The organism is Streptomyces sp. NPDC059456, from assembly GCF_042750055.1.
Taxonomy (GTDB): domain Bacteria; phylum Actinomycetota; class Actinomycetes; order Streptomycetales; family Streptomycetaceae; genus Streptomyces.
Genome location: NZ_JBHYVA010001073.1, coordinates 1 through 1647, shown reverse-complemented (window position 1 = coordinate 1647; position 1647 = coordinate 1). Strand labels below are relative to the sequence as shown.

Sequence of the window (1647 nt, the reverse complement as noted above, 5' to 3'; positions counted from 1 at the left end):
CGCGCCGCCTCCCGCGACCGGCTCGCCGAGGCCGTGCGGGTGTCCGACCGGGCGGGTGTGCGGCTGCTGGTCCGGGACACCGATCCCGGCCGCGGCGCCGAGCGCGTCTACCGCTCCGCGGGCTGGACCGAGGCCGGCACCATCCCCGACTACGCCACCGATCCGGCCGGCCGCCTGCACCCCACGACCCTCTTCTTCAAGCAGCTCGGGCCGCCGAGGTGACCTCGCCCGCCGCGCGGCGTTAGACCCCGTAGCGCGGACCACCGAGCGAGGGAGACCGCATGTACGCCACATCCGCCACCGCAGCACTCACCCGCCGCGCCGTGATCCGTACGGCCTTCACCGCGGCCGTGTTCGCCGGTACCGCCGCGGCCCTGGCCCCCGTACTGCGCGCCCGCCGGCCCCGGCAGACCGTCACCCCGGCCCCCCTCACCGAGGAGACGTACCGCGGCCGGCACATCGCCGTCGACCTCGGCGGGGTCCGCATCGACGGCCGTCCCCTGCACGTCATGCGCCGTGCCGACGGCAGCTACCTGAGCGGGATCAACCACTTCCAGTCCTTCGGGACCCGGCTGGAGCTGGCCCGCGCCGCCGTCGACGAACTCGGCACCACCCAGCTGGCGTCGGCGGCCCCGCAGCACGGCTGACGGCCGCACCGGACCGGAACGGGAGGAGCCCGCATGTACACCCGGCAGAACCAGAGGAACCTGACCAGCGCCCAGAAGAAGCGGTTCACGGCGGCGGTGCTGGAGCTCAAGCGGAACGGCGCCTACGACGACCTGGTGCGCACCCACGACAAGTACTTCGTGCCCGACCGGGACGGCAAACTCCGCGTGGGCCACATGTCCCCGTCCTTCTTCCCCTGGCACCGGCGCTTCCTGCTCCAGTTCGAGCGGCTGCTCCAGGCCGTCGACCCGGGCGTCTCCGTCCCGTACTGGGACTGGACCACGGACGGCAGCCCGGTCTCCTCCCTCTGGGCCGAGGACTTCCTCGGCGGCACCGGCCGCGAGAGCGACCGCCGCGTGACCACCGGCCCCTTCGCCTACGAGAAGGGCAACTGGGAGATCACGGTGGGCATCACGGAGGCCCGCTTCCTCACCCGCAACCTCGGCCGCCCGCAGAACCCGATCGCGCTGCCCACCGCGGCCGAACTCCAGTGGGCGCTCGACGACCCGACGTACGACACCTCGCCCTGGGACTCGACGGCGCAGGGCGGCGGCTTCCGCAACAAGCTGGAGGGCTGGGCCGCGCCGAAGAGCGAACGCTGGCGCAACCACAACAAGGTGCACCAGTGGATCGGCGGCCACATGACGGGCGGCACGGCCCCGAACGACCCGGCGTTCTGGCTGCACCACGCCTTCGTCGACCTGCTCTGGGACCGCTGGCAGCAGAAGCACCCCGGCTCCGGCTACCTGCCGGCGGCCCCGCTCCCCCTGGGGGACCTCCAGCGCGGCCGGGTGATCGCCCTCGACGAGGTGATGCCGCCGTGGAACATCACCCCGCGGGACATGCTCGGCCACCAGGGCCTCTACCGCTACGAATGACCGGACACGGGAAGGGCCCCCCCCCCCCCGCGGGGGGCCCCCGGGGGCGGGGCGGGCCGCCCGGGGGCCGGCGAGCGCCCGCGCGGGCGCCCCCCCAACCCCC

General features: G+C 74.4%; 2 protein-coding genes and 1 pseudogene. All 3 read left to right on the top strand.

Annotated features, from left to right (window positions below):
- Positions 1–222, top strand: a pseudogene (locus ACFXA3_RS42260) (GNAT family N-acetyltransferase); the annotation flags it as partial.
- Between the two features lie 59 nt (positions 223–281).
- A complete protein-coding gene (locus ACFXA3_RS42255) occupies positions 282–647 on the top strand; it encodes a tyrosinase family oxidase copper chaperone (protein ID WP_385196801.1) in 366 nt (121 codons plus the stop codon).
- Between the two features lie 33 nt (positions 648–680).
- Positions 681–1544: a tyrosinase family protein gene (locus tag ACFXA3_RS42250; protein ID WP_385196799.1), complete on the top strand. Its 864-nt coding sequence runs from the start codon at positions 681–683 to the stop codon at positions 1542–1544.
- Positions 1545–1647: the final 103 nt, after the last annotated feature.

Coding starts and splice junctions, on each gene's coding strand:
- ACFXA3_RS42255 (WP_385196801.1), top strand. CDS start 282: ATGTACGCCACATCCGCCACCGCAGCACTCACCCGCCGCGCCGTGATC.
- ACFXA3_RS42250 (WP_385196799.1), top strand. CDS start 681: ATGTACACCCGGCAGAACCAGAGGAACCTGACCAGCGCCCAGAAGAAG.